This is a genomic window from Mesorhizobium sp. ORM8.1 (genome assembly GCF_053005525.2).
The window spans coordinates 3,689,796-3,711,295 of sequence record NZ_CM132600.1 but is presented as its reverse complement, the minus strand read 5'-3'; the positions used below and the strand labels follow the sequence as shown (position 1 = coordinate 3,711,295).

At 63.8% G+C, this 21,500-nt stretch carries 20 protein-coding genes; 11 read left to right on the top strand and 9 right to left on the bottom strand.

Going from position 1 to position 21,500, the window contains the following annotated elements:
• Positions 1-21: 21 nt before the first annotated feature.
• Positions 22-657: a LysE family translocator gene (locus ACVDG8_RS18545; RefSeq protein ID WP_447255972.1), complete on the bottom strand. Its 636-nt coding sequence runs from the start codon at positions 655-657 to the stop codon at positions 22-24.
• A gap of 128 nt (positions 658-785) precedes the next feature.
• Between ACVDG8_RS18545 and ACVDG8_RS18540 the strand changes: the two genes are divergently transcribed.
• Positions 786-1,487, top strand: a complete 702-nt coding sequence (locus ACVDG8_RS18540; protein WP_447255971.1) for a helix-turn-helix transcriptional regulator — start codon at positions 786-788, stop codon at positions 1,485-1,487.
• Between the two features lie 21 nt (positions 1,488-1,508).
• Here the strand turns inward: ACVDG8_RS18540 and ACVDG8_RS18535 are convergent, their stop codons facing one another.
• Positions 1,509-2,618, bottom strand: a complete 1,110-nt coding sequence (locus tag ACVDG8_RS18535; protein ID WP_447255970.1) for a Gfo/Idh/MocA family protein — start codon at positions 2,616-2,618, stop codon at positions 1,509-1,511.
• Between the two features lie 157 nt (positions 2,619-2,775).
• Here ACVDG8_RS18535 and ACVDG8_RS18530 point away from each other — a divergent pair, with 157 nt between their 5' ends.
• The 9 genes from ACVDG8_RS18530 to phnN all read left to right on the top strand — a co-directional run bounded on the left by ACVDG8_RS18530 (position 2,776) and on the right by phnN (position 12,709).
• Positions 2,776-3,621 (top strand): MurR/RpiR family transcriptional regulator, encoded by an 846-nt coding sequence (locus ACVDG8_RS18530; RefSeq protein WP_447255969.1) that lies wholly within the window; start codon positions 2,776-2,778, stop codon positions 3,619-3,621.
• Positions 3,622-3,775: 154 nt separating this feature from the next.
• On the top strand, positions 3,776-5,710 hold the full coding sequence (locus ACVDG8_RS18525; protein ID WP_447255968.1) for a bifunctional 5-dehydro-2-deoxygluconokinase/5-dehydro-2-deoxyphosphogluconate aldolase: 1,935 nt from the start codon (positions 3,776-3,778) through the stop codon (positions 5,708-5,710).
• A gap of 33 nt (positions 5,711-5,743) precedes the next feature.
• The gene (iolD, locus tag ACVDG8_RS18520) at positions 5,744-7,594 is read left to right on the top strand and encodes a 3D-(3,5/4)-trihydroxycyclohexane-1,2-dione acylhydrolase (decyclizing) (protein WP_447255967.1); all 1,851 of its coding nucleotides are present in this window, start codon (positions 5,744-5,746) and stop codon (positions 7,592-7,594) included.
• Positions 7,595-7,874: 280 nt separating this feature from the next.
• Positions 7,875-8,792: a myo-inosose-2 dehydratase gene (gene iolE / locus ACVDG8_RS18515; protein WP_447255966.1), complete on the top strand. Its 918-nt coding sequence runs from the start codon at positions 7,875-7,877 to the stop codon at positions 8,790-8,792.
• 64 nt (positions 8,793-8,856) lie between these two features.
• On the top strand, positions 8,857-9,066 hold the full coding sequence (locus ACVDG8_RS18510) for a DUF3329 domain-containing protein (RefSeq protein ID WP_447255965.1): 210 nt from the start codon (positions 8,857-8,859) through the stop codon (positions 9,064-9,066).
• Between the two features lie 60 nt (positions 9,067-9,126).
• Positions 9,127-9,939: a 5-deoxy-glucuronate isomerase gene (gene iolB, locus ACVDG8_RS18505; protein WP_447255964.1), complete on the top strand. Its 813-nt coding sequence runs from the start codon at positions 9,127-9,129 to the stop codon at positions 9,937-9,939.
• Between the two features lie 245 nt (positions 9,940-10,184).
• On the top strand, positions 10,185-10,892 hold the full coding sequence (locus ACVDG8_RS18500) for a DUF1045 domain-containing protein (RefSeq protein WP_447255963.1): 708 nt from the start codon (positions 10,185-10,187) through the stop codon (positions 10,890-10,892).
• A gap of 54 nt (positions 10,893-10,946) precedes the next feature.
• Positions 10,947-12,086 (top strand): alpha-D-ribose 1-methylphosphonate 5-triphosphate diphosphatase, encoded by a 1,140-nt coding sequence (locus ACVDG8_RS18495; protein WP_447255962.1) that lies wholly within the window; start codon positions 10,947-10,949, stop codon positions 12,084-12,086.
• Positions 12,083-12,709: a phosphonate metabolism protein/1,5-bisphosphokinase (PRPP-forming) PhnN gene (phnN, locus tag ACVDG8_RS18490; protein ID WP_447255961.1), complete on the top strand. Its 627-nt coding sequence runs from the start codon at positions 12,083-12,085 to the stop codon at positions 12,707-12,709. Before ACVDG8_RS18495 ends, phnN begins: the two co-directional genes overlap by 4 nt.
• A gap of 19 nt (positions 12,710-12,728) precedes the next feature.
• On the opposite strand, the gene ACVDG8_RS18485 is transcribed toward phnN, so the two are convergent.
• The 7 genes from ACVDG8_RS18485 to ACVDG8_RS18455 form a co-directional block, all read right to left on the bottom strand.
• On the bottom strand, positions 12,729-13,544 hold the full coding sequence (locus ACVDG8_RS18485) for an ABC transporter ATP-binding protein (protein WP_447255960.1): 816 nt from the start codon (positions 13,542-13,544) through the stop codon (positions 12,729-12,731).
• Complete coding sequence (locus tag ACVDG8_RS18480) at positions 13,544-14,275, bottom strand: ABC transporter permease (RefSeq protein ID WP_447255959.1); 732 nt, start codon at positions 14,273-14,275, stop codon at positions 13,544-13,546. Before ACVDG8_RS18480 ends, ACVDG8_RS18485 begins: the two co-directional genes overlap by 1 nt.
• Positions 14,276-14,284: 9 nt before the next feature.
• Entirely contained in the window at positions 14,285-15,031 is a 747-nt protein-coding gene (locus ACVDG8_RS18475; protein WP_447255958.1) for an ABC transporter permease, read from the bottom strand.
• A 91-nt stretch (positions 15,032-15,122) separates the two neighbouring features.
• Positions 15,123-15,965, bottom strand: a complete 843-nt coding sequence (locus ACVDG8_RS18470; protein WP_447255957.1) for a transporter substrate-binding domain-containing protein — start codon at positions 15,963-15,965, stop codon at positions 15,123-15,125.
• Positions 15,966-16,139: 174 nt separating this feature from the next.
• Positions 16,140-17,135, bottom strand: coding sequence for an ABC transporter permease (locus tag ACVDG8_RS18465; protein ID WP_447255956.1), 996 nt, complete (start codon positions 17,133-17,135; stop codon positions 16,140-16,142).
• Complete coding sequence (locus ACVDG8_RS18460; protein ID WP_447255955.1) at positions 17,132-18,697, bottom strand: sugar ABC transporter ATP-binding protein; 1,566 nt, start codon at positions 18,695-18,697, stop codon at positions 17,132-17,134. The genes ACVDG8_RS18465 and ACVDG8_RS18460 overlap by 4 nt, the downstream gene beginning before the upstream one ends.
• A gap of 106 nt (positions 18,698-18,803) precedes the next feature.
• Positions 18,804-19,766, bottom strand: a complete 963-nt coding sequence (locus ACVDG8_RS18455; protein WP_447255954.1) for a sugar-binding protein — start codon at positions 19,764-19,766, stop codon at positions 18,804-18,806.
• A 694-nt stretch (positions 19,767-20,460) separates the two neighbouring features.
• Between ACVDG8_RS18455 and ACVDG8_RS18450 the strand changes: the two genes are divergently transcribed.
• Positions 20,461-21,486: a LacI family DNA-binding transcriptional regulator gene (locus ACVDG8_RS18450; protein ID WP_447255953.1), complete on the top strand. Its 1,026-nt coding sequence runs from the start codon at positions 20,461-20,463 to the stop codon at positions 21,484-21,486.
• Positions 21,487-21,500 lie beyond the last annotated feature (14 nt).

Here is a 21,500-nt window from a genome sequence, read left to right as displayed (position 1 = left end):
GCTAAGCGGAGAGGGCGGCGGTCACGCCGCCCTCAATCCTTCCCACGCGGTGAACACCGAGACCGCAAACAGCAGCAGCCCGGCCGCGCGCCCGGCGAGAACGGTCGCGCGCGGATTGGCGACCAGCATCCGCCGGCTGCGGCCGGCGGTGATGGCGAGCCCGCCATAGATCGCCGCTTGCGTGACCACCGTCAGCAATCCCATGATCGTCGCCTGCATCCAGATCGGACCGTAAGCCGGCTTCAGGAATTGCGGATAGACGGCGAGGATGAAGAGATAGGCCTTGGGATTGATCAGGCAGGTGACCATTCCTTGGCGAAAGGCTTTCCACGACGAGCGGCTGCCGGTAGGCCCGTCGTCGCCGACAGTGATGGAGCTGCGCATCAGCGCAATGCCGATATAGGCCATATAGGCAGCGCCGGCGATCAGCAGCGGCGTGAACAGGATCGGCACGAAATGCATGAGCAGGCCGACACCGACCGCGCCGTTCAGCGTATGCACCACGCCGCCCAGCATGATGCCGGCGGTGGCGGCGAGACCCCTGTCGCGCCCGCCAGTCAGCGCGTTGGCCAGCACGAACAGCATATCCATGCCCGGCACGGCGATGATGCCGAACAAAAGCACGAAGAAAAGCCAGAGGTTTTCGGTATAACTCATGTCAGTTGCCTGTCGCGGCGCCGGCGGTGGCGCAAAGGAATCGGTTGATTTTCAAGCGGCTGGGCGGCCCTATAGGCGATGCCAACTGACGGGGATGTGTCAGTAGCGTTTCAGTTCGGGTGAGCAAAATGCGCAAGGCCTCACGCCTGTTCGAGATCATCCAGATCCTGCGGCTGGCCAGGCAGCCGGTGACGGCTGCAATGATCGCCGAGCAGTTGGAGGTGACTGTCCGCTCGATCTACCGCGATATCGCGGCCTTGCAGGCGATGCGCGTGCCTATCGAGGGCGGGCGCGGCATCGGCTACATCCTGCGCCCGGGCTTCGACCTGCCGCCGCTGATGTTTTCGATCGAGGAGATGGAGGCGATCGTGTTGTCGCTGGCGCTCCTCGAAAGGACAGGTGACGATGAGCTGAAGCAGGCGGCAAAACGCGTCGGCGCCAAGATCGCCGGCGCCGTGCCGGCGCCCTTGCGGCAGACGCTCGACGCCAACGCGCTGCACGCCTGGGGGTTTGCCGCACCGTCAGCCTCGGCGGTTGACCTGTCGCTGGTGCGCCGCGCCATTCGCGACGAGGAGAAGCTTGATCTGTCCTATCGCGACGAAGCAGGCCGGGCCACGCAACGCATCATCCGGCCGATCGCGTTGATCTACTACGCCGAGACGGTGAACACCGTCGCCTGGTGCGAGCTGCGCCAGGCCATCCGCAATTTCCGCAGCGATCGCATCGCGGACTGCCAGCCGACCGGCCTTTGGTTCAAGGGCGAGGGCGACCGGCTGCGCCAGCTCTGGGTCGATGGTTGGGAAACCAACGCGCCGGACGCCAGCGTTTGAAGGCCGGCCGCCTGCCGCGAATTATCTCACATCGACCCAGCGCTGTTCCCGGAACGAGCGCGCCATCGCATGTACCGTGCGTTCGATCTCAAGCCCTTCGTCGAAATCGATGATGCGGGCCGGCTTGCCGGCGATCCGCATCAAAAGCTCGCGGCATTCGATCATCTTGAGGTCGTTGAAGCCGAGGCCATGGCCAGGCGCCGGCAGGAAGGAATCGTAGGGCTTGTGATGCGGCGCCACCAGCACGGTGCGATAACCCTGCTCGGTCGGCCGGTCGGCGGTGAGGTAGAGCTGGAATTCGTTCATCCGCTCCTGGTCGTAGAGGATCGAGCCTTTCGAACCGAATATCTGGATGGCGATGCGGCCCTTGCGGCCCCAGGCCGAACGGTTGACCAGCAACGTGCCGGCAACGCCGTTTTCGAGATGCATCAGGACGCTGGCAATGTCGTAGGTTTCGACCGCGCGGCGGCCGCCGGAAGCGACTTTCCGGTCGGCATAGGGTTTGACCATGTCGCACATGACGCGGGAAACGCGGCCGAACAGCGCCTTGATCAGCGACAAAGGATGCACCGCGAAATCATCGAGCGCGCCATAGCCGGAGGCCGCCTCGTGCTTCCAGAAAAACAACGCTTCCGGATCGGCCATGAAATCCTCGTCCATCTCGATGCGCACGAGATTGACGTCGCCGATGATCTTTTCGTCGAGCAGCGCGCCGATGTGACGGATGGCGGGGTTCTGGATATAGTTGTAGCCGAGCACCGCCACCTTGCCGGATTTCGTCGCCGCCTTTGCCATCGCCTCGGCCTCGGCGAAGCTCGGCGCCATCGGCTTCTCGCACCATAGATGCTTGCCGGCTTCGAGGATGGCGATCGCCATTTCCGGATGGAACTGGTTCGGCGTGGTCAGCGAGACGACATCGACATCCGGGTCGTTGACCACGGCGCGCCAGTCGCCGGAGCCTTTTGCGAAGCCGAACTCGCCGGCCTTGCGTTTGGCCAGATCGTCATTCACCTCGCCTAGATGCACCAGCCTTGGCTTTTCGACATCGGGAAAGACGGTGCCGACCGCATTCCAGGCAATGGCGTGGCACTTGCCCATGAAGCCCGTGCCGATGAGGCCTACTCCGACCATGTCGATGTCTCCGCGATAAGGGTACTGAAGGTATGGATGGGTTAATCCATTTTACTCAGGAATGGAACGTCCAAATCATTTTTTATGGTGTTCTTGCATGAACCGGTTATGATGAGGCAGGAGAGGGTCAATCAACATGGCCGCGGGCGGAGCGACGATGGACGAACTTGTGCCTCGCGATTTCGAGACGCTGCGCGCGACGATCCTCGACCGGCGTGCGAGCCTGCCCAAGCGCATCGCCCAGATCGCCGCCTATGCGCTCGACAATCCCGACGACATCGCTTTCGGCACGGCGGCCAGCATCGCCGCTTCGGCCGGTGTCCAGCCCTCGACGCTGATCCGTTTCGCCCAGCAACTGGGCTTCGACGGCTTCACCAGCCTGCAGCAGGTGTTTCGCGAGCGGTTGCGCGAGCGCAATTCCTCTTATGACGAGCGCCTCGCCGCGTTGCGCGCCAAGGCCGAGGAGGGCGGCGGCCACCGGGCGATCTTCGACGGCTTCGTCGCCGCCGCCAGCACCTCGCTGGGCGATATTTCGCGGGCGCTCAACGATGTGCATTTCGACGAGGCGGTCGCACTTTTGGCGAAGGCCGAGACCATCTATGTGCTGGCCAAGCGCCGCTCCTATCCGGTCGCGTCCTACATTGCCTATGCGCTGGGCAAGCTCAAGATCCGCAACCAGCTTGTGGAATCGGCCGCCGGCTTGAACGCCGAGATCATCGGCTTCGCCACACCGCGCGACGCCGTCATCGCCATCAGCTTTTCGCCCTACGCGCCCGCGACCATCGAGGAGACGCGCGCGATCTCGGAACAGGGTGTGCCGATCGTCGCCATCACCGACTCATCGTTCTCACCCTTGGCTCAGTTCGCCAAGGTCTGGTTCGAGGTCGCCGAGGCCGATTTCGGCGGCTTCCGCTCGATCTCGGCAACGATGGCGCTGGCCATGGCGCTGACCGTCGCCGTCGGCGAAAAGCGCCGCGAAGCCGGCCGCAAGCGCAAGGGCTGAAGCCTCACCGGCGAGCGCTTTTCAGTCCGGGAATGCTCATTCCATATTGACTGCGGATTGGAATTAATATTTCATATTGACGGCGCCATGCCGCCGTTTGCGCATGCCGCCCAAACGACGCTGCTCTGCACAACAAGGCCGATGGGAGGTTCGAATGGGCGAAGCCGTGGAAGGAAAATATCCGCCGCTCGACGTCATCACGATCGGCCGCGCCTCGGTCGATCTCTACGGCCAGCAGATCGGTTCGCGGCTGGAGGACATCACCTCTTTCGCCAAGTCGGTCGGTGGCTGCCCGGCCAACATTTCCGTCGGCACCGCCAGGCTTGGCCTGCGCTCGGCGCTGCTTACCCGCGTCGGCGATGAGCAGATGGGCCGCTTCATCCGCGAGCAGTTGCGACGCGAAGGCGTCTCGGTCGATGGCTTGAAGACCGATAAAGAACGGCTGACCGCCCTGGTGCTGCTTTCGGTGGAGAGCGAAGGCGTCTCGCCGATGATCTTCTATCGCACCGACTGCGCCGACATGGCGTTGGCCGAGGAAGATATCGACCAGGCCTTCATCGCCTCGGCGCGTTCGGTGGTCGTCACCGGCACGCATTTCTCCCGCCCAAATTCCGATGCCGCGCAGCGCAAGGCGATCCGCCTGATGAAAGCCCGGGGCGGCAAGGTGGTCTTCGACATCGACTACCGTCCGAACCTCTGGGGCCTTGCAGGCCATGCCGAGGGTTTCGAGCGCTACGTCAAGTCGGACCGCGTCTCGGCGCAGCTCAAGACCGTGCTGCCCGATTGCGATCTCATCGTCGGCACCGAGGAAGAGATCATGATCGCTTCCGGCGCCGACGATTGCCTGAGCGCGCTGAAGACGATCCGCTCGCTGTCGTCGGCCACCATCGTTCTGAAGCGTGGCGCCATGGGCTGCATCGTCTATGACGGAGCGATCAGCGACGACCTCGAGGACGGCATCGTCGGCAAGGGCTTTGCGATCGAGGTCTACAATGTGCTTGGCGCCGGCGATGCCTTCATGTCGGGATTCCTGCGCGGCTGGCTCGGCGGCGAAAGCTTCGCCACGGCCGCGACCTGGGCCAATGCCTGCGGCGCTTTCGCCGTGTCGCGCCTGCTCTGCGCGCCGGAATACCCGACCTTCGAGGAGCTGCAGTTCTTTTTGAAGCACGGCAGCAAGCATCTGGCGCTGCGCAAGGACGAAGCGATCAATCATATCCACTGGGCGACGACGCGCCGGCGCGACATCCCTTCGCTGATGGCGCTGGCCTGCGATCATCGCGTGCAACTGGAGGACATCGCGGCCAAGCTCGGCGTCGATGCCGCGCGCATTCCCGACTTCAAGGTGCTCACCGTTAAGGCAGCAGCCAAGGTCGCGGCCGGCCGCGACGGCTACGGCATGCTGATCGACGAGAAATACGGCCGCGACGCGATGTTTGAATTCGCCCGCCATCGTTTTGCCTGGCTCGGCCGTCCGGTCGAATTGCCTGGGTCGCGGCCGCTGCGCTTCGAATTCTCGCAGGATATCGGCTCGCAGCTTACCGAATGGCCGGTCGACCATTGCATCAAATGCCTGTGCTTCTACCATCCGGACGATCCCGAGGCGCTCAAGACCGAGCAGCAGCAGAAGCTGCGCGCGCTGTTCGAGGCCGCGCGGAAGGTCGGCAGGGAGCTTCTCATTGAGATCATCGCCGGCAAGCACGGCAAGCTCGACGACACCACCATTCCGCGTGCGCTGGAAGAGCTGTACGCGCTGGGCATCAAGCCCGACTGGTGGAAGCTCGAGCCGCAGGCCTCGGCGGCCGCGTGGGCCAGGATCGAACAGGTCATCGTCAAGAACGACCCATGGTGCCGTGGCGTCGTGCTGCTTGGGCTGGAGGCGCCGCAGGACGAACTCGTCGCGGCCTTCGCCGCCACGGCCAACGCGCCCATCGTCAAGGGCTTTGCTGTCGGTCGCACCATCTTCATCAACGCTGCCGAACAATGGCTGGCCGGCAAGATGTCGGACGACGAGGCCATCGCCGACATGGCGTCGCGCTTCGAGCAATTGACCGAGGCCTGGCTTGCCGCGCGCGGCCGCAAGGCAGCATAACGAGACGTCATCGAGACGCCGGAGGAAACGACAATGAGCAAGACCGTTCGCCTGACGATGGCGCAGGCGCTGACCCGCTTTCTGTCCCGCCAGATGACCGTGATCGATGGCAAGACCGTGCCGATCTTCGGCGGCGTCTGGGCGATCTTCGGCCACGGCAATGTCGCCGGCGTCGGTGAGGCGCTCTACCAGGTGCGCGACGAATTGCCGACCTTCCGCGCCCACAACGAGCAGGCGATGGCGCATGCGGCGATCGCCTATGCCAAGGCGAATTTCCGCCGCCGCTTCATGGCCGCGACGTCTTCAATCGGTCCCGGCGCGCTGAACATGGTGACGGCGGCTGCCCTTGCCCATGTCAACCGGCTGCCGGTGTTGCTGCTGCCCGGCGATGTCTTCGCCAACCGTTTGCCCGACCCGGTGCTGCAGCAGGCCGAAGACTTTTCCGACGGCACGGCGACGGTCAATGACTGCTTCCGTCCGGTGTCGCGCTATTTCGACCGCATCACGCGGCCCGAGCAGATCATCCCGGCGCTCAACCGCGCCATGCAGGTGCTGACCGATCCAGCCGAATGCGGCCCGGTCACGCTGTCGCTCTGCCAGGACGTGCAGGCCGAGGCCTATGATTATCCGGAGAGCTTCTTTGCCGAGCGCGTTTGGGCGCCGCGCCGGATTCGCCCCGATCGCAACGAACTGGCTGCCGCCGTCGCCGCGCTGAAGGGCGCCAAGAAACCGCTGGTCATCGCCGGCGGCGGCGTCCTCTATTCGCAGGCTTCCGGAGAGCTGGCGAAGCTGGTGCAAGGTGCCGGCATCCCCGTCTGCGAAACCCAGGGTGGAAAATCCTCGCTGCCCGACGATCATCCGCTCAACATGGCGGCGGTCGGCGTCACCGGCACCTCCGCCGCCAACCGCCTGGCGGAAGAGGCCGACGTGGTGCTTGCCGTCGGCACCAGGCTGCAGGACTTCACCACCGGCTCCTGGTCGCTGTTCAAGAATGCAGGCCGCACCATTATCGGCCTGAACACGCAGGCTTTCGATGCCGGCAAGCATTGGGCGCTGCCGCTGGTCGCCGATGCCGCCGAAGGCCTGGCGGAACTGTCCGCCGCGCTGAAGGACTGGAAGGCGCCGTCCACCTGGACCGACAATGCGCTGAAGGGCAAGACCGACTGGCAGGCGGCAGCCGCCAAGGTCACGGCCGCGACCAACGTCGCTTACCCGTCCGACGCGCAGGTCATCGGCGCCGTGCAGCGCGCCATGGGTTCGGGTGTCACCTTGCTGCATGCCGCAGGCGGGCTGCCCGGCGAATTGCACAAGCTCTGGCAGGCGGGGGAGCCCGGCTCTTACCACGCCGAATACGGTTTCTCGACCATGGGCTACGAGATCGCCGGCGGCCTCGGCGCCAAGATGGCCAAGCCCGACCAGGAGGTCGTCGTCATGATTGGCGACGGCTCCTACCTGATGCTCAATTCCGAGATCGCCACTTCGGTCATGCTCGGCCTCAAGCTCACCATCGTGCTGCTCGACAATCGCGGCTATGGCTGCATCAACCGGCTGCAGATGGCGACCGGCGGCGCCAACTTCAACAATCTCCTGAAGGACTCGCGCCACGAGGTGCTGCCCGATGTCGACTTCGCCGCGCATGCGGCAAGCCTCGGCGCGATAGCCGAAAAGGTGGCGTCGATCGCCGAGCTGGAGACGGCTTTGGCCAAGGCAAAGAACAACGACAAGACCACGGTGCTGGTCATCGACACCGACCCGCTTGTGTCGACAGAGGCCGGCGGCCATTGGTGGGACGTCGCCGTGCCGGAAGTCTCGGCGCGGCGCGAGGTCAACGCAGCGCGGAAGGCCTATGAGGAAAAGCGGCAGATGCAGAACATCGGAAATTGATGCCGGCACTGCCAAAACCCCACCTCCCCCTTGGGCAATCGCATATGAGTTTTTACGAAGAGGACCCCCACCCTAACCCTCCCCACAAAGGGGAGGGAACGCTGCCGCATGCCCTCCTTTTGGTGTCGAAACGTTGGCGGTTTGCGGAGATCAGCGCCTACCGGGTCTCCCTCCCCCTTGTGGGGGGGGTTAGGGGTGGGGGTCCTCTTCGTAAAAACTCATATGCGATTGCCCTCCCTCGTAGGGAGGGTGGAAACGAACCGACATTGGAGTTGACGACTTGAAAGCCAAACTGGGCATGTCCCCCATCGCGTGGTGGAACGACGATCTGGTGGAATTAAGCGATGATGTGTCGCTGGAGGAGTGCCTGCGGCAGTCGCGCTCGGCCGGCTTCACCGGCATGGAGAAGGGCCGCCGCTTCCCCGATGATCCCGACGTGATGCTGCCGATCCTGCGCCAGGTCGACGTGACGCTTTGCGGCGGCTGGTTCTCCGGCACGCTGGTCAACGAGGATATGGCGGCGAACAAGGATCGCATCCAGCCGATGATCAACCTGTTCAAGGCGGTCGCCGCGCCCTGCATCGTCTATGGCGAGGTCGGCCGCTCGATCCAGGGCGACCGCTCCAAGCCCTTGGTCACCAAGCCGAAACTCACCGGCGACGAGATGAAGGCCTATGGCCGGCGACTGACCGAATTCGGCGAATGGTGCGCCGAACAGGGCATGCCGCTCTCCTATCACCATCACATGGCGGCGGTGGTCGAGACCGAACCGGAGCTCGACGCCTTCATGCGCCATTCCGGCGAAGGCATTCCGCTTTTGCTCGACGCCGGTCATCTCGCTTTCGCCGGCGGCGACGTGCTGCGCGCCATCGACAACCATCACAAGCGCATCAACCACGTCCACGTGAAGGATGTGCGCATGGGCGTGATTGACGGTCTCGACCGCACCAAGCAGTCGTTCCTCGACGCCGTGGCGCTTGGCGCCTTCACCGTGCCGGGCGACGGCTCGCTCGATTTCGGCGCCATCGTGCAGCGCTTCGCCGATCACGGCTATGAGGGCTGGTTCGTCGTCGAGGCCGAGCAGGACCCGAAGAAGAACCCGCCGCTCAAGATGGCGCAAGTCGGCCACAAGGAGCTGATGCGGGTGATGACGGCCGCGGGTTACACGGTCGAGACGCAAGGGTTCCTCACCACGTGAGCGCTGGATTGGCTATGACGGGTGGCTTATCTGAGGACCGGTCAGGCAACTTCCGGATGGCGCGATGAAAGATTACGAGCACCCCTTCTTCAAGCCGTTATGGCGGCGCGTCGTCATCGTCGCCGTCTGCCTGATCTGGTCGGTGATCGAGTTCGCCACCGGCACGCCGTTCTGGGGCGTCATCGCGCTCGGTTTCACCGGCTATGCGGTGTGGCAGTTTTTCTATCTCTACAAGCCGTTCGATGAGAAGCCTCCGGTCGAGCCGAAGGAATAAGGTGGTCAATGGGTCGGAAGTTGGCGGCCGACCTCGAAGATTTGCGATAGGAGACGAAAAATGCCGAAACTGCTCGTCAAGGCCGACAAGGGCCACGGTCACGTCGCGCATGTCACGCCGCAAAGCGCCGGCTGGACCTATGTCGGTTTCGACCTGCATCGGCTGAAGCCGGGCGAGACGGCATCTGGCAAGACGGACGACCGCGAGGTCTGCCTGGTCTTCGTCACCGGCAAGGGCAAGACATCGGCCGGCGGCAAGGATCTCGGCCTGCTTGGCGGGCGGATGTCGCCTTTCGAAGGCAAGCCATGGTCGGTCTATGTGCCGCAAGGCTCCGACTGGTCGGTGACAGCCGATACGGAACTGGAGCTCGCCGTCTGTTCCGCGCCGGGTCTTGGCGGCGGCCTGCCGGTACGGGTAATCGGCCCGGACGATCTCGGCCAGGAAGTGCGCGGCAAGGGCACCAACACGCGCTACGTCACCAACATCCTGCCCGAGGGCAAGCCGGCGGATTCGCTGCTTGTAGTTGAGGTCATCACACCCGGCGGGCACACCTCCAGCTACCCGCCGCACAAGCACGACCAGGACAATCTCCCCGTGGAATCCTATCTCGAGGAAACCTACTACCACCGCCTCAACCCGCCGCAGGGCTTTGCCTTCCAGCGCGTCTACACCGATGCCGACCGCAATGGCGTGCGCGATCTCGACGAAGCGATGGCGATCGAGGATGGCGACGTCGTGCTGGTGCCCAAGGGCTATCACCCCTGCGCGGCCTGCCACGGCTACGATCTCTATTATTTGAACGTCATGGCCGGCCCGAAGCGGACGTGGAAATTCCACAACGCCGCCGAGCACGAATGGCTGATGAAGGCTTGAGCAGGCTTATCGCGTAACCATTGGTCCAGCGCGGAAAAATCGTCGGCTAAGCACCTCGAGGGTGGACTTGCCTTCGAAAACCCATGAAAGCTTCGTCAATCCGTCATGGAAATCACCTATGGCAGCGGGTCTGATGCACGTCGCCAAAGCGCCTCGGCGTTTTGGGACAACGGCTTGCCAAAAAACCAGGACTTGAAGCGCGTCGCATGATCCTTCGGGCGCAGCGCGCTTGACGAGGAACATTCATGCGCTACGCCATCTACTACACCCCGAGGCAGGATGAGCCGCTGGCGCGCATCGCCGCCAACTGGCTGGGCCGCGATCCGTTCGGCGCGGCGACGCGCCCGGTCGAAGCTGTCGGCGATCTGTCGGCGGCCGAAGTTGCCTTCCATACGGCCTCGGCCCGGCGATACGGGTTCCATGCGACGCTGAAAGCGCCGTTCCGGCTGGCGCCGAACGGGACGGAGGCTTCGCTGCGCGCCGCGCTCGACGCGTTCGCGCAGGCGACGCCACCCGTCGTCGTTCCGCGCCTCGTCATCGGCCAGATCGACGGCTTCTTCGCCCTGGTGCCTGAAGCTCCGTTTGCTCCGTTGAACAGTTTTGCCGGCGAGGTGGTGCGCAGCTTCGATCCTTTCCGCGCGCCGTTGACGGAGGTCGAGATCGAGCGCCGCAGTCCGGATGCGCTGAAGCCGGACGAGTTCCGCAACCTCTGCCAGTGGGGTTACCCCTATGTCTTCGACACGTTCCGCTTCCACATGACGCTTTCGGGGCGCGTCGGGCCACAGGAAAGCCCACGTCTTCGTGCAGCGATAGACGGCTTGTTCGCCGACGTGCTGCGGCAGCCGGTGCCGGTGAATGCGCTGACCTTGTTCGTCGAAAGCGAGCCCGGTGCTCCGTTCATGGTGCTTTCCCACCATGCGCTGGGACATCGCCCGGCCCGCAAGACCGCCTGAGATGACCGCCGATTTTTGCTGCCAATTCCGCTGCTTGAGACAGGACCGACCGAGATGACCGCCGAAACAATTCTCACCAATGCCCGCATCGTGCTGCCCGACGAAATCGTCGAGGGCTCGTTGCTGCTGCGCGATGGCCTGATTGCCGCTGTCGAGCCTGGCGCCACCCGCGCCGGCGAGGACATGGGCGGCGATTACATCATCCCCGGTCTCGTCGAGCTGCACACGGACCACCTCGAAGGCCACTACGCGCCGCGCCCCAAAGTGCGCTGGAACCCGATCGCCGCCGTGCTTGCCCATGACGCGCAGGTTGCGACAGCCGGCATCACCACCGTGCTCGACGCCTTGCGCGTCGGCATGGACGAGGACGCCGACTTGACCTCCGCCGATATCCGCAAGCTTGCCGACGCCATCGAGGACAGCGTGCGCGAAGACCGGCTCAGGGCCGACCACTTCATCCATCTGCGCTGCGAGGTCTCGGCGCCGGATTGCCTGAAGGCCTTCGCCAATTTCGAGACCGACGACAGGGTCAAGCTCGCCTCGCTGATGGATCACGCGCCTGGACAGCGCCAGTTCGTCAACCTTGAGACCTATGCCTATTACTACCAGCGCAAGCTCAAGTTGACCGATCGCGACTTCAAGAAATTCTGCGAGAAGCGCATGGCGGAATCGGACCGCAATTCAGCCCCGAACCGCGTCTTCATCTCAGCCGCCTGCCACGAACGCGGCATTGTGCTGGCCAGCCATGACGACGCGACCATCGGTCATGTCGACGAGGCGATCGAGCAAGGCGTGCGCGTCGCCGAGTTCCCGACGACAGAAGAGGCGGCCAAGGCCTCCAGGGCGGCGGGCCTCGGCGTGCTGATGGGGGCGCCCAATGTCATGCGCGGCGCCTCGCATTCCGGCAATGTCTCGGCGCGCACCTTGGCCGCCGACGGCCTGCTCGACATCCTGTCCTCCGACTACATCCCCTTCAGCCTCATCCAGTCGGCCTTTTTCCTTGGCGACGTCGTCGAAGGCATCTCGCTGCCGCAGGCTGTCGCCATGGTCTCGAAGAACCCGGCCGAAGCGGTTGGCCTGGCCGATCGCGGCGTCATCGAGCCCGGCCGCCGCGCCGACCTGGTGCGCGTGCGCGTCGACGACCATGTCCCGGTCGTGCGCACGGTGTGGCGCGAAGGGCGTCGGGTCGCATGATGGTCTCGGCCCTGATCGAACGCGAGCTTGCCGAAACCCTGCCGATCCGCAACGGCGTCTTCGTTGCGGTCGTCGGCCCGAGCGGCGCCGGCAAGGACACGGTGATCGGTTACGCCAGGGCATGCTTTGCCGGCGAGACGCGGCTGGAATTCGTGCGCCGCGTCATCACCAGGCCGAGCGATGCGACGAGCGAGGACCACGATACGCTGGCCGACGCCGCCTTCGCAGAAGCGGAAGCCGACGGCGCCTTCGCGCTCTGCTGGGACGCGCACGGCCTGCGCTACGGCCTGCCGGCCGATGTCGACTGGGCTGTCGCCAACGGCCATGTTGCCGTGGCCAATGTCTCGCGCGCCGTCATCCCGGCGCTGCGCGAGCGCTATGCCAACCTGGCCGTGGTCGAGATCACCGCGAGGCCCGAAATCCTTGCCGAACGGCTGGCGGCGCGCGGCCGCGAATCGCGCGGCGAAGTGCTCGCCCGCCTGGCGCGCAGCACCAGTGTGCAATTGTCGGGACCGGACGTCACTTCGATCGACAACAGCGGCGACAAGCAAATCGCCGGCGAGCGCTTTACCGAAATCCTGCGCAAGGCGATGGCCTTCTCGGACCTGTCGGACATGATCTGACGCTCGTGAAAGCGACCGTTCACTTGTTGAAGTTCGTGATGAACTGCTTGAACTGCTGCGTCGGCGGTCTGGCGAACATTTCCTTCGGGTCGCCCAGGCAATCCACTTCGCCCTTGTGCAGGAACATCACGTTGCTCGACACGTCGCGGGCAAAGCCCATTTCGTGCGTCACGACCAGCATGGTGCGGCCTTCTTCGGCGAGCGAACGCATGACACGCAGCACCTCGCCGACCAGTTCCGGATCGAGCGCCGATGTCGGCTCGTCGAACAGCATCACCTTGGGGTTCATCGCCAGCGCCCGGGCTATTGCCGCGCGCTGCTGCTGGCCGCCTGACATGTGCGGCGGGTAATAGTTGCGCCGTTCCCAGATACCTACGCGTTTCAGCAACGCCTCGGCCTGCTCCAGGCACTCCGCCCGCGGCCGCTTCAGCACATGCGTCGGCGCCGCGACCAGATTCTCAAGCACGGTCATGTGCGACCAGAGATTGAAGCTCTGGAAAACCATCGCAAGATTGGCGCGGATTCGCTCCACCTGACGGATATCGGCCGGCGCCTGATTGCCGTCCCGTCCCGGCTTCATCCGGATGAGTTCGCCGTCGACGCGCACTTCGCCGGAGTCCGGGGTTTCCAAGAGGTTGATGCAGCGCAGCAGCGTGCTTTTGCCCGAGCCCGACGAGCCAAGGATGGAAATAACGTCGCCCTTATGGGCCTCGAGCGAAATGCCCTTCAGCACCTCGTGATCGCCAAAGCACTTGCGCATATCCCTGACGCTGATGGCCGGCGTCTCGTCGGGGGACGATACCGCATTCGCGGCAGCGGCAAGACTTGCCGACATCACAACACCTCCGGGACGGGTTTGATCTGCTGGGACTGCTCAGGCGCGGGGCGCAGATGCGGGGAAAGCAGGTATTCGACCCAGGCAAACAGCCGGGCGATCGACAGGTTGAGCAGCAGATAGATCACACCGGCGCAGGTCAGCACCTCGATCGGCCGGAACGTGTCGTGCTGGATCTTCTGCGCCGTTCCCATCATCTCCATGATCGTGACCACGGAAGCGAGCGCGGTCGCCTTCGTCATCAGGATGATCTCGGTCGAATAGGCCGGCAAGGCCAGCCGCAAAGCAATGGGCAAGGTCACGATGCGAAACCGTGTAAATGGAGACATGCCGAACGCCTTGGCCGCTTCGATCTGTCCGACCGGCACGGCGCGCAGCGCGCCGCGGAAAATCTCGCTCTCATAGGCCGCGGTGTTCAAGGCCATGGCGACGATCGTGCAATACATCGGGTCGCGCAGGATCGGCCACAGGATCGGGCTGTGCCGCACGAAATCGAATTGCGAGAGCCCGAAATAGATCAGATAGAGCTGCACCAGCAGCGGCGATCCACGGAAGATGAAGACATAGGCCCGGGTAAAATACTCGCCCGACTTGTAGCCCGACGCCCGCAGCCAGGTCAGGCCGGTGGCGATGACCAGGCCGATGGCGACACCGAAGAACCAGATCTCAAGCGTCAGCGGCAGCGCTTTCAGCACGCTCCACATGGTCGAAAGGTAGAAGTTGTAATCCACCGCGACCTCTTATTTCGGACGCAGAAAGCTGCGTGAGGTGTAACGCTCGGCCTTGTCGAAGATCGGCGTCGAGACCGACGTCATCACGAGGTAAAGAATGCCGGCGACCGTATAGAAAAGCAGCGAATGGTGTGTTGACCGCGCGGCCTTGTTCGCCGTCAGCATCAGCTCGGCGACGCCGGTAACCGAGATCAAAGCCGAATCCTTGATGGTCAGCTGCCAGACATTGCCTAGCCCCGGCACCGCCAGGCGCAGGACCTGCGGCATGATCACGAGGCGAAACCGCAGCCAAGCCGACATGCCATAGGCGCGCGCCGCCTCCAGCTCGCCGCGATGGATCGCCAGAAACGATCCGCGGAAGACCTCGGCCTGATAGGCGCCCGAAATGATGCCGACCGCGAGCACGCCGCCGAGAAAGCTCGGCATGTTCAGGATGTCGGTCGAACCGATCGATCCGGAGGACCTTGCCACGCCGGTCAGGATCTGTGTGCCGCCATAGTAGAAAAGGTAGATGACCAGAAGCTCCGGTTCGCCGCGGAACACGGTCGTGTAGCTCTCGCCGATGAATCTCAGTCCGCCACGCTGCGAAAGCTTGGCAGCAGCCACGAGCGAGCCCAGCGCGGCGCCGATCAACATCGAGACAATTGTGACGGCGAGCGTCCAGCCAATGCCCCACAGCAGCTGCAAACCCCAGCCGGCGGCCAACAGCTCATAGGCCGTCGACAGCTGATCCTTCAGACCGTTGAGAAACTCCACCTACGCCTCCACAGGGCGCCGACATATGCATCGACTGGTTGGGTCACCTCAATGCAAAACGGGAGCAGCCTTGGCTGCTCCCGTTGCGACATTACTTGGTAATGTCGATTTTGAACCACTGCATCGAGTATTTCGACACCGAGCCGTCATCGAGAGCGGCCTTGAGAGCCTTGTTGTAGATATCCTGCAGGTCCTTGTCGGACTTGCGGAAGGCGGCACCGATGCCCGGTCCGAGGATCGGACCGCCCTTGAATTGCGGCCCGACGAACTCCAGGTCCTTGGCGTCGGGCTTGGCCAGCGTGCCGAGGAAGTAGGTGGTGTCGGCGAAGGCCACATCGAGGCGGCCGGCCATCAGGTCGAGGTCATGCTCGTCGGTGGTCTTGTACTCATGGACGTTGGCGACATCCTTGAGATATTTGTCGGCAAACGTCGCCTCGGTGGTCGAAACCTGCAGGCCGACATTCTTGCCGGTGAGTTCTTTGCGCAACGTATCGAGCGCCGCCTTGGATTCGGCGTCGTCCTTCGAAAGATCGATCATCTTGCCGCTGTTGGACAGCTGCGCCAGCGGTCCGTTCTTGTCGGCCAGGAACGCCACCGGCGACGTGGCATAGGGGATCGAGAAATCGATGGTCTTCATGCGCTCTTCGGTGATCGACATGCCGTCCATGACGATGTCGAACTTGCCTGCGGTGAGGCCAGGGATAACACCATCCCAATCCTGCGCCTGGATCTTGCATTCGAGCTTCGCGCGGGCGCAGACGTCGTTGAGGATGTCCACCTCGAAACCGACGATCTTGCCGCTGGCGTCGGTCTGGTTCCACGGGGCATAGGAGCCCTCCATGGCAACCGTCACCGTCTTCCAGTCCTTGGCCAGAGCCGGGGTCGAACAGGTCAGCGCCAGCGCGGCAAGCGCAATCCAACGTGATGATGTCACGGTACTTTCTCCCATATTTTGTTCTTTGGAACCCTCAGATACCAATTGCTTAGCCCAGCCCCTATTCTGCGACAAGGGCTGTTTCTGGTCTACACGCTTCGTTGAAGCCCGCTGATCGAGGCGGACTTTCTTCGGGCCGTCCTGAAATGAGGGGCCGCAGCCGGGAGACCGACGTTACTCCGCCGGTGCTCCCGCCACATTCTGGCGCGTCGCCTCGATCATCCGGCGCCGGGCGCGGAACACGCCCCATTGCTGGTCGACCAGCACGCCGATCAGGATCACGCCGCCCATCACCGCGAAGTTGAGCGAGGAGGGGATGCCGAGCAGATTGACGAGGTTCTGCAGCTCCTGCAGCAGCACCGTGCCGAGGATGACGCCGACCAGCGAGCCTTCGCCGCCACGCAGCGAGAAGCCGCCGAGCACCGCCGCCGCGATCGCGTAGAGCTCATAGAACTGACCGTGGCTCGCCGGCGAGATCGAGCGCGTGTACATGGCGAAATAGATCGCCGACAGCGCCGTCAGCACGCCGCAGATGACATAGGCCGACGTCACCACCCGTCCGGTGCGGATGCCCGAATATTTGGCGGCTTCCTCGTTCTTGCCGATGGCGTAGAGGTAGCGGCCGAACACCGAGCGATGCAGCACCACCCACATGACGATGGAAATGACGATCAACGCGATGAAGCTGTTCGGCACGCCATAGCTGCGGCCGGCGGTGAGGAATTCGAGCGTCGGGAAATTCTGGCCGAAGGCAAAGCCCGCGGTGCCGTCGGCGGTGTAGAAACGCGCCACGCCGCGGTAGATCAACAGGCCGCAGAGCGTGACCACGAAGGGTTGCAGCTTGAGCCGCGTGATCAGCCAGCCATGCGCCAAGCCGATGATGGCGCCGAGCAGGAGGATCAGCACGAAGGCGACAGGCCATTCCATGCCGCGCACGGCGATGAAGTCGATGAACAGCGTGCCGAGCAGCGCGATCAGCGAGCCGACCGACAGTTCGATGCCGCCGGTGATGATGACGAAAGCCTGGCCGATCGAAAGGATGCCGAACAGGCCGATCAGGTTCGACGTATTGGCGAGGTTGATCGGCAAAAGGAAGCGCGGGTTGATGGCCGTCACCACCGCGCCGACCACCAGGATCAGGATCAGCAGGCCGAGATCTTTCTTGCTCATAGCGTTTCTCCCGCGATCTCTGCCAGTTTCGGCATCTTGCCGACCGCCAGCAGCAGCACGTTTTCCTGGCTGAAATCCTGCTTGTCGAGAATGCCCGAGATCTGCCCCTCATGCATGACCGCGATGCGGTCGGAGACGCCGATCACCTCTTCCATGTCGCTGGAGATCATCAGCACCGCGACGCCGGCGTCGGCCAGCCCCCGCATCAGCTGGTAGATCTCGGCCTTGGCGCCGATGTCGATGCCACGCGTCGGCTCGTCGAGGATCATCACCTTCGGGTTCATCGCCAGCCATTTGGCCAGCACCACCTTCTGCTGGTTGCCGCCCGACAAGGTGCCGGTGCGGGTCAGCACCGACGGCGCCTTGATGCCGAGGTTCTTCTTCTGCTTTTCGGCAGTGGCGAGTTCGGCGCTGGTCGAGACCAGCGAGCGCCTGGCATGCGCCGGCAGATTGGGCAGCGAGATGTTCTCGGCGATCGACAGGTCGAGCAGGATGCCGTTGAGCTTGCGGTCTTCCGGCACCAGGAAGATGCCGTTGGCCACCGCGTCGGCGGCGGATGCTACGTTCAGCGGCTTGCCGTCCTGCGTGATGCTGCCGGCGAGCCGCTCGTCGATGCCGAACAGCACGCGTGCGAGTTCGGTACGGCCGGAGCCGACCAGGCCGGCAAGACCAAGGATTTCGCCGCGCCGAAGGTCCAGGCTGACCGGGCGGTCGGGATAGGTGCCGGTGCGGATCGCGTTTGCCGACAACGCGACCGCGCCTGGCGCCCGCGTGGCCTCTCCGGCCTTCTCGCGCGCCTTCAGCATGCGGCCGATCATCAGCCGGACCATCTCGTCGTGGTTGATCCGTTCCCTAGGCAGCGTTCCGGCCAGTGTGCCGTCGCGCAGCACCACGACGCGGTCGGCGACGCGCTCGACCTCGTGCAGGCGGTGCGAGATGAAGATGACGCTGATGCCTTCCGCCTTCAGGCCCTTGATGACGTCGAGCAGCTTTTCGGTCTCGGCGATCGGCAGGCTGGAGGTAGGTTCGTCGAGGATCACCAGTCGCGCCCTGATCGACAGCGCCTTGGCGATCTCAACCATCTGCTGTTGCGCCAGCGACAGCGACGCGACCGGCGTGTCGGCCGAGAAATTGGCGCCGACACGCTTCAACAGCGGCGCCACCATGTCGCGCAGTTTGGCGCGGTCGACCAGCCTCAGCGGCCCGGCGCGCAGCGGCTCGCGGCCGAAGAAGATGTTGGCGGCGACGTCGAGATTGTCGAACAGGTTGAGTTCCTGATGCACGAAGGCGATGCCGGAGCCGATGCTTTGTTCGACGGTCAGCCCGTCATGCGCGACGCCGTCGACGCTGACGGCGCCGCTGTCTGGACGCGTCACGCCGCCGAGGATCTTCATCAGAGTCGATTTGCCGGCGCCGTTCTCGCCGACCAGGCCGATGACCTCGCCGGGGCGGACTTCCATGGAAAACCTGTCCAGCGCGACAACGCCCGGATAAGTCTTGCGCACGGCGTCCAGGCTCAGAAATGGAGCGGTCATCGATTGAGTGGTGTCGGTAGAGGTCATTGCGCCTGATAGCAGCCGGTGGGCCACAGACTGACGGGCCACGGCGGGTCCGTCAATACGAACGCCGGCTCAAGGCGAACCTTGAGCCGGCGCGGTGCTTGGGAGGTCAATTGCCGGCCATCGCCTTGAGGTTGGCGGCATAGGCATCGACATCGTCCTTGCCGATGATTTTGGTCGGGATGATGATCAGGCCATTGGCCGGAAGGCCCGACTTGTCGCCTTTGGTATAGGCGGCCATCAGCTTCATGCCCTGGTAGGCCCATTCGAACGGCTGCTGCACGACCGTGGCTGCAATGGTGCCTTCCTTGACGCCGCCCAGCGTGATCGGATCGTCATCGAAGCCGACGACGGTGATCGAGCCAAGCTTGCCGGCATCGCGCAGCGCCTCATAGATGCGCGGCGTGTTGTAGGAATAGAAGCCGACCATGCAGGTGATGTCGGGGCTGGCGACCAGCGCGTCCTCGACATTCTTCTTGGCGCGCGCCTGATCGATATCGTCGCCACGCACGTCGACCAGCTCGATCTTGCTGCCGGCGAGCCCGTCCTTCATGCCCTGGATCCGCTCCTTGGCGTTGTCGGCGCCGAGCAGGCCAACGAAGCCCAGGCACTTGCCGCCGTTCGGCATCGCCTTCTTGGCGATCTCGGCCGCCTGCTTGCCGGCGTCGACATTCGACGAGCCGATATAGGCGACGCGCTTGGTCTGCGGGGCATCGCTGTCGGTGGTGAACAGCGCCGTTTCCGAGGCGATCTTGTTCAGGCCGTCGGTCGAGGTCTTGGGGTCGACGGCCGAGACCATGATGCCCTTGACGCCTGCCGTCACCAGATCATCCATCAGCCGCTGCTGGATGGCGACCGAGGACTGCTCCGGATATTTGAGCTCGAGAGTGTAGCCGGGCAGCTCGCCCTGCGCCTTCTTCACGCCGGCTTCCGCCGCCTTCCAGAAGTCTGACGCGCCATTGACGACGAAGGCCAGCGTCGGCTTGTCGTCCGCGCGGGCAATTGCTGTGGCCGCCAGCCCGACAACTAAGGCCGCCGCGGCGACCGATGCGTTACGAATTATGGATTTCATGGTTCAACCTCCCTTTGAAATTATCGCTGATGCTCGTCCGCGGCCTGGATACCCTCCTCCTCAAGGGTGTGGCCCAGGGGTCCGCCAACTCGAAGAACGGTGCCGATCCAGCCGCAGTCGAGACACTAGACACTGATCCGACGTTCGTAAATAGTCAGATTTGTCTGACATTTTCGTGAAAGGCACGACCTCTATCCGGTAGCTTCTCCGGCCAGCTGACAGTGCCCTTCACGCTTTTGCCGCGACTGCGCCAAAGCCCTGGCTAAGGTCGCGACGAGTTGACAGTAGAACGCTTACGGCTATTAGTAAAGAGTATTAGTTATGAGCTCTAATCGCGCATTGGCGGCGGAGGAGACGCTGAAGGCCAGGCGTGTCTGGGAGGAATGCCGCAGGTAGGTTTCGAGGCTGGTGTTGCGCGGAAATCTCCGACAACTGCTGGGGCCTTCTGTCTCTTCGATCGCTTTTTGTCGACAGGCGAGGCGATTGGCGAAGGCGTGCGGCTCGCGATTATAATTATAAGCAAGGTGCGTTTTCCGCTAATGCATCGGGCTGACCATCTTGCCGTTGATGCGGCCTTTGCTTAAGAGCCGGGCCGGGTTTGGGAAACGACGATGAGCGAACCGACGAAACTGCGCGACCCCCGGAGACCTCCAGGCGCCGCAAGCCATCTGCTAAACCCAAGGGTCGCGTCACCATGACCGACATCGCCAGAGCCGCGGGCTGTTCGCAGGCAACGGTCTCCTTCGTGCTCAACGATTCGCCAGGCATCCGGCTGTCGCAGCAGACCCGCGACCGCGTCATCGAGGCGGCCAGGGCGCTCGGCTATTCCGCGCCGGCCTTCTCGGCGCTTAGGCCGCCGGTGACGGCTTTCGAGGGGTTGGACGGCGTCATCGGCTTTGCCGTCGACCAGCTCGCCACCAGCCCGGAGGCGGTGGTCGCCATCGAGGGCGCGCGCCAGGCGTCATGGAACGCCGGCAACGTGCTGTTGGTGGCGCAGACCATGGGCGACGCGGTGATGGAGCCGCGCGCCCTGCAGGCGCTGACCAAGCGCGGCATCTCGGCGCTGATCTACATGACGATATTCACACGCGAGATCACCGCGCCCGATTTCCTCTACAGCCTCGACATCCCGGTGATCCTGCTCAACTGCTACACCGCCGACTATGCCTTCCCGGCGGTTGTCCCCTCGGAGATCGCCGGCGGCCAGAGCGCGACACGGCATTTGATCAGCCACGGTCATCGCCGCATCGCCACGATCACCGGCGAGCCATGGATGCAGGCCGCGCAGGACCGGCTGAAAGGCTATCGTCGCGCGCTTGCCACCGCCGACATTCCGTTCGACCCGGAGCTCGTCGTCGAGGGCGACTGGTCGGCCAGCGCCGGCTACGCCGCCACGGTCAAGCTGCTTGCGCTGAAGGACAAGCCCACTGCCATCTTCTGCCAGAACGACCGCACCGCCATCGGCTGCTACGAAGCGTTGAAGGAAGCGGGCCTGCATATCCCTCAGGACATCTCCGTCGTCGGCTATGACGACGAGGAGATCGCCCGCCACCTTTTCCCACCATTGACGACATCCATCCTGCCGCATCTGGCGATGGGCCAGTGGGCGATCGAGCAATTGGAAACCCCACCGACCCCAGGCCATGGCCGCTACCCGATCACCAAGCTGGAATGCCCGCTTGTTGAAAGGGAGAGCGTGGCCCAGCTCAAGGGCGCATAGGCCGCGCGGCGCTC